This is a genomic window from Mesorhizobium sp. M7A.F.Ca.CA.001.10.2.1, assembly GCF_003998575.1.
Classification (GTDB): Bacteria; Pseudomonadota; Alphaproteobacteria; order Rhizobiales; family Rhizobiaceae; genus Mesorhizobium.
In genome coordinates this window covers 1-6,535 of record NZ_RZQY01000325.1, presented here as the reverse complement: position 1 = coordinate 6,535, position 6,535 = coordinate 1, and the positions used below count along the sequence as shown (strand labels likewise).

Genomic DNA, 6,535 nt, shown 5'->3' with positions numbered 1-6,535 from the left:
GCGCGCCGGTGCTCAAGATCGAGGATCTCAGAAAATACTACAGGGTCGGCGGCAGCGAGGTGTTCGGCTCGAGCGAGGGCCGCGTCGTCAAGGCCAATGAGACGATCTCGTTCATGGCGCGCGAATCCGAGACGGTCGCCATCGTCGGCGAATCCGGCTGCGGAAAGTCGACGCTGGCCAAGGTGCTGCTCGGGCTGGAGACGGCAAGTGCCGGCACGGTGACGCTGGGCAACACGGAAATCCAGTCGACGGGCATCGAGAAACGGAGCGTTGACACGGTGTCGTCGATCCAGATGGTGTTCCAGAACCCGTTCGACACGCTCAATCCCAGCCATTCGGTCGGTTCGCAGATCATCCGCACGCTGGAGAAGTTCAATGTCGGCAAGACGGTTGCCGATCGCCGCAAGCGCATGCTGGAACTGCTCGACCTGGTGAAGCTGCCCAGGGCGTTCGAGACCCGCAAGCCGCGCCAGCTTTCGGGCGGCCAGAAGCAGCGCATCGGCGTGGCGCGCGCCTTTGCCGGCGACGCCAAGGTGGTGGTGGCCGACGAGCCGGTCTCGGCGCTCGACGTGTCGGTGCAGGCGGCGGTGACCGAATTGCTGATGGACATCCAGCGCAAGAACAAGACGACGATGCTGTTCATCAGCCATGATCTGTCCGTCGTGCGCTACATCGCCGACCGCGTCGTCGTCATGTATCTCGGCTATATCGTCGAGCAAGGCACGACCGACCAGATCTTCGCGCCGCCCTATCACCCCTATACAGAGGCGCTGCTGTCGGCGATTCCGATCGCCGACACCAGCGTGGTCAAGCGGCACATCGTGCTGGAAGGCGACATCCCGTCGGCGATGAATCCGCCGTCCGGCTGCCCGTTCCAGACCCGCTGCGGCTACAAGAAGCTGGTGCCGGACAATCTGTGCGAGACCAAGGTGCCCCCGGTCAAGCATCTCGGCGGCGGCCATATGAGCCTGTGCTGGCTCTCCGACGACGTGCTGGCCAAGATGGAGCCGGTGATCAAGTTCGACAAGGAACACGCCGCGCACGAAGGCGTGCCGGATGACGCGCCGCACGGCGACGGCCCCGGTTTTGCCGGCACGCCGCCGAAGCGTCCGCGCGGCAAGACGGGCAGCGCGGCAGCCGATGCGGTGGGGCAGGCTGCCGAGGAGGCCGAAGCCGTTTCGAAAGCCCGCCGTCACGAGGTCCGCGACGAGGTTTCGGAAACCGGCCGTTCTCCAAAGCCGGGCAAGCCCAGGAAACCGAACTGACCTGCATCACGCAATTTCATTTGCTGCGCCATGTGATGTTTGATGCTTGGAGGGAGGGCGAATTGTGAGAACGACACTTGCAATCGATGACGATGTCCTTCTTGCCGCCAAAGCTATGGCGCGGCAGCAGGATCGCAGTGTGGGCGAAGTCATTTCCGATCTGGTTCGCCGTTCGCTGCGTCCGCCGCAGGCGGGCGGGGAGCGCAACGGCATTCCCTTGCTTTCGTCGCGGCCCGGCGGGCCGATGGTCGATCTCGAAACGGTCAATGCGCTTCGCGACTAGCCGCGCTGGAACAGAGGATCTGGCAGGGTTGGGGATCTGTCGGCAGCAAGATGTCTTCCCTCGGTGGACCATCGCTGGCATTCGGGATTGGCTGGAGCCTCCCCAAACTTCGTCATCCTAGGGCGTAGCAGGAGCGAAGCTCCGTCGCGGAGACCCTGGGATCCATGCCGCGACCTCAGCCGAGGGCGCAGCGGAGCACAATTTCTGCCCGCGGCGGCGATTTGAAGTCGCGGCATGGATCCCTTGGGCTGCGGAGCAGCTCCAGGGGTCTGCGCTGCGTCGCTGCGCTCCTTGCTCCGCCCGTGGATGACGAAGCGATGAGCGTTTGCCGCTAGTCGGCAAGGCATGCCGTCCATCAGCGGGTGGTTGAAATGCTCATGCCCGGAATTAGTTCAGTTCCCGCACTCGCTCAGTTGCTGCGCATAGTCCCGCGCCATCTTGTCGGTGGCCCGGGCATAGCCCTGGACGCCGGCATCGCCCCGGTTGCCGCGGCCATAGGCGGTCCAGCCGAGATAGTAGGCGAGATAGAGGTTGTAGGTGTCGTTGCGGGCAACGCCATACGTGTCTGCGGTCTTGGAATGATACCAGCCGACAAAGTCGACGGCGTCGGCGAATTTCGTCCGCCGGGCCGCCCAGTTGCCGGTCTCGCGCTGATATTGCGACCAGGTGCCGTCCAGCGCCTGCGAGAAGCCGGTGGCCGACGAGACATGCTTCCACGGAATGAAGCCGAGCAGCTTGGTGCGTGGCGGCCGTGCATTGCTCTTGAAACCGGATTCCTTGCGGACCGTCGCCATCAGCACGGGAACGGGGATGCCGTATTTCTGCTGTGTGCGCTCGGCGGCCGACTGCCAGTTGTCGAACCAGCCGTCATTCTGGTCGAAGACGGCACAGACATTGTTGATGTGGCTGGGCGGCGTGGCGCAGGCCGAAAGCGCCAGCAGCACGCAAACCGCGCCAATTTTACTAAAACTCGAGCTGCGCATTGGCAGAGCAATAGGCCGAAATCATAAAGGGAATCTTGCAGCGCTCGTTAACGCTTCGTCGGAGCAGTCGCTTGGGGGATTTTGTGTCAGTAATCCGACGTATTTCGTCGCTTTCTCTAAATAGATATTACAGAAATGCCGCCGTGGCTAAAATCACGCCCGCAAACGGCGTATTTCCGACAGCTTGCCCGGTTTGCCGGGGCTTTGATGCCGGGCATGAACGAACCAAGACGCAAACGCGGCGCCGAGCGCACCAGCAACAGGGGCCCGTCGGCCATCCCGCAACTGCCGCTCAGGCGGGTGACGAATCCCTATCCGCCAATGGCTATGCTGTCGCCCGACCAGATCGAGCAGATCCATCAGGCGTCGATGCACATATTGGAGAATTTCGGCATCGAGGTGATGAGCCCGCGGGCGCTGTCGCTGTTCGAGAAGGCTGGCGCCGAAGTCGATCATGCCTCAGCGAATGTCCGCATCGATCGCGGCCTGATCGAAGACGTGTTGAAGACCACGCAGTCCAGCTATGTGTTGACGCCGCGCAATCCGGCCAACGCGGTTCATCTGGGCGGCAACACCATCAATTTCACGCTCGTTGCCGGGCCGCCGAATGTGCACGATATGGAGCGCGGCCGCCGTGCCGGCAATTTGCGCGACTATTCGGATCTGACCCGGTTGGCGCAGCATTTCAACTGCATCCACATGCTCGGCAACCAGGTCTGCGCACCGGTGGAGCTGCCGGCAAACTCCCGCCATCTCGACACCTACTTCACCAATCTGACGCTGACCGATAAGAGTTTCCATGTCTCGGCTATCGGCCGGGGCAGGGCGCTTGACGGCATCGAGATGATGGCGATTTCGCGCGGGCTGACGCTCGACCAGATGCGCGACGATCCCGGCATCACCACGATCATCTCGGTCAACTCGCCGCGCCGCTTCGACGAGATGATGGCCGAGGGCCTGATGACCATGGCCGAGTTCGGCCAGTCGGTGGCGGTGACGCCGTTCACGCTGATGGGGGCGATGAGCCCGGTGACGCTGGCCGGGGCGCTGGCGCAGCAGAATGCCGAGGCGCTGTTCGGCGTCGTACTGACCCAGCTTGTCCGTCCGGGCGCGCCGGTCATGTATGGCGCCTTCACCTCCAATGTCGACATGAAGTCGGGCGCGCCGGCCTTCGGCACGCCTGAGAACACCAAGGCCAACATCGCTTCGGGGCAACTGGCGCGGCGCTACGGGCTGCCCTACCGCACGACGCCGGGCTCGGCCTCCAACGCCGCCGATGCGCAGGGCGCCTATGAGACGCTGATGGCGCTGTGGGGTGCGGTGCTCGGCCATGGCAACCTCGTCTACCACGCCGCCGGCTGGCAGGAGGGCGGGCTGACGGCGTCGTTCGAAAAACTCATCATCGATGTCGAGATGATCCAGCACATGATGGAGTTCTTGCGCCCGATCGAGGTCAACGAGGCCGAGCTTGCCGTCGAGGCTTTAGGCGCGGTGCCGACCGGCGGCCATTTCTTCGGTGAGCCGCACACGCTGGAGCGCTACGCCACCGCCTTCTATCAGCCGATGCTGTCCAACTGGCAGAATTACGAAGCGTGGCAGGAAGCCGGCGGGCTCGACGCCACTGCGCGCGCGACGCGGCTGTGGAAGAAGGCGCTGGAAGACTATGTCGAGCCGGTGATGGATATCGCCGTGCGCGAGGCGCTGGAGGCTTACATGGCCAGGCGCAAGGAAGCGATCGGGCAGGGCGAGCCGTGATGATTGCAGGATTGTGCGCGCACACCGGCTTGGCTCCTCCCATGTCGATTCATTCCACCCATCCAACTCATTGATAACAGAGCAAAACTCATGAAATCGCATGCAAAGGTCGTGGTCATTGGCGGTGGCGTCGTCGGGTGCTCCGTGCTGTTCCATCTCGCCCGCCACGGCTGGACCGATGTTGTCCTGCTGGAGCGCGACGAATTGACGTCCGGCTCGACCTGGCACGCGGCCGGGGGCATGCACACCATCAATGGCGACCCCAACGTCGCCAAGCTGCAGAAATACACCATCAACCTCTACAAGGAGATCGAGGAGCTTTCCGGCCAGGCGACCGGCGTGCATCTGACCGGTGGCGTGCTTTTGGCGGCAACCGAGGCGCGGCTGGACTGGCTGCGCGGCGTCGTCGCCAAGGGCCGTTATCTCGGCATCGAGCTCGAGGAGATCTCGCCCAACGAAGCGGCCGAGCTGATGCCGCTGCTCGATCCCAAGCAGTTCGTCGGCGCCGTCAGGAACAAGGAGGACGGCCATCTCGATCCCTCAGGCGTTACCCATGCCTATGCCAAGGCCGCGCGGAAACTTGGGGCGGAAGTGGAGCGCTTCACCAAGGTCGAGGACATCGTGCGCCGGCCCGACGGGCTATGGCGCGTCATCACCAACAAGGGCGAGGTGGTGGCCGAGCATGTCGTCAATGCCGGCGGCCTGTGGGCGCGCGAGGTCGGCCGCATGGTTGGTCTCGAACTGCCGGTGCTGGCCATGGAGCACATGTACCTGATCACCGAGGACATGCCTGAGGTCGCCGCCTGGAATGCCAAGACCGGCACCGAGATCATCCACGCGGTCGATTTCGACGGCGAGCTTTACCTGCGCCAGGAGCGCGGCGGCATGCTGATGGGCACCTATGAGAAGGCCAACAAGCCGTGGTCCGAATACCAGACGCCATGGAATTTCGGCCATGAATTGCTGGAGCCGGACATCGACCGCATCGCGCCGTCTCTGGAAGTCGGCTTCCGCCATTTCCCCGCCTTCCAGAACACCGGCATCAAGCAGATCATCAACGGCCCCTTCACTTTCGCCCCTGATGGCAACCCGCTGGTCGGGCCGGTGCGCGGCCTGCCGGGCTTCTGGGTCGCCTGCGGTGTCATGGCCGGTTTTTCGCAAGGCGGCGGCGTCGGCCTTGCTTTGTCGAACTGGATGATCGAGGGCGATCCCGGCGCCGATATCTGGGCGATGGATGTCGCGCGCTATGGCGACTGGGCGACGATGGCCTACACCAACGCCAAGGTGCGCGAGAATTATTCCAGGCGCTTTTCGATCCGCTTCCCCAATGAGGAGCTGCCCGCCGGGCGGCCGCTGAAGACGACGCCGATCTATGATCTGCTGTCTGCTGGGGGTGCGCAATGGGGCGTTGCCTATGGGCTGGAAGTGCCGCTGTGGTACGCGCCGGAAGGCGTCAAGGACGAGTTCTCGTGGCGCCGCTCGAGCGACTTCACGCAGGTCGCCAAGGAGGTCGCGACGGTACGTGACAGTGTCGGCCTGTCCGAGATTTCGAGCTTCGCCAAATACCAGGTGACGGGTGAGGGAGCGGCCGCCTGGCTCGACCGGATGCTTACCTGCAAACTGCCGAAACCCGGCCGCATGACGCTGGCGCCGATGCTGAAGCAGGACGGCAGGCTCATCGGCGACTTCACGCTGGCCAATCTGGGGGAGGATGGCTGGTTCCTCGCCGGCTCCGGCATCGCCGAGCAATACCACATGCGCTGGTTCGAGAAGCACCTGCCTGACGATGGATCGGTCCGCATCGAAGCGCTGGGCGCGAGGCTCACCGGTCTGTCGATCGCCGGCCCGAAGGCGCGGGATGTGCTGGCAAAGGCCACGCGCTCGGATGTCTCCAACGCGGCATTTTCCTTCATGGCCATTGGCCGGATGGATATCGGCATGGCGCCGTGCCTGGTCGGCCGTGTGAGCTATACCGGCGATCTCGGCTACGAAATCTGGGTGGCGCCGGAATACCAGCGCGCCGCCTATCAAGCGCTGATGGCGGCGGGCGAGGAATTCGGCATCGGCCTCTTCGGCTCGCGCGCGCTCAATGCGCTGCGGCTGGACAAGAATTACGGCTCATGGGGGCGCGAGTACCGGCCGATCTACGGGCCGCTGGAAGCGGGGCTCGACCGCTTTGTTGCTTACGGCAAGGACGCCGATTTCATCGGCAAGGCCGCGGCGCTGGCCGAGCGCAGGCAGGGCGGCAA

Annotated in this window: 5 protein-coding genes; 4 read left to right on the top strand and 1 reads right to left on the bottom strand. The window is 63.9% G+C overall.

Annotated elements, in window-relative coordinates:
* Both EN964_RS20360 and EN964_RS20355 read left to right on the top strand, forming a co-directional pair.
* Positions 1–1,265, top strand: a 1,265-nt coding sequence (locus EN964_RS20360; protein ID WP_164775900.1) for an oligopeptide/dipeptide ABC transporter ATP-binding protein, incomplete at its 5' end; no start/stop codon positions are given.
* A gap of 64 nt (positions 1,266–1,329) precedes the next feature.
* Complete coding sequence (locus tag EN964_RS20355; RefSeq protein WP_127270554.1) at positions 1,330–1,548, top strand: CopG family transcriptional regulator; 219 nt, start codon at positions 1,330–1,332, stop codon at positions 1,546–1,548.
* A gap of 392 nt (positions 1,549–1,940) precedes the next feature.
* Here EN964_RS20355 and EN964_RS20350 read toward each other — a convergent pair whose 3' ends face one another.
* On the bottom strand, positions 1,941–2,531 hold the full coding sequence (locus EN964_RS20350; protein WP_127270553.1) for a transglycosylase SLT domain-containing protein: 591 nt from the start codon (positions 2,529–2,531) through the stop codon (positions 1,941–1,943).
* A gap of 216 nt (positions 2,532–2,747) precedes the next feature.
* On the opposite strand from EN964_RS20350, the gene EN964_RS20345 reads away from it, so the two are divergent.
* Both EN964_RS20345 and EN964_RS20340 read left to right on the top strand, forming a co-directional pair.
* Positions 2,748–4,286 carry a trimethylamine methyltransferase family protein gene (locus EN964_RS20345; RefSeq protein WP_127379331.1) on the top strand — a complete coding sequence of 513 codons (1,539 nt, stop codon included), beginning with the start codon at positions 2,748–2,750 and terminating at the stop codon, positions 4,284–4,286.
* Between the two features lie 90 nt (positions 4,287–4,376).
* Positions 4,377–6,535: FAD-dependent oxidoreductase (locus EN964_RS20340; RefSeq protein WP_164763259.1), on the top strand; the 2,159-nt coding region annotated here is incomplete at its 3' end.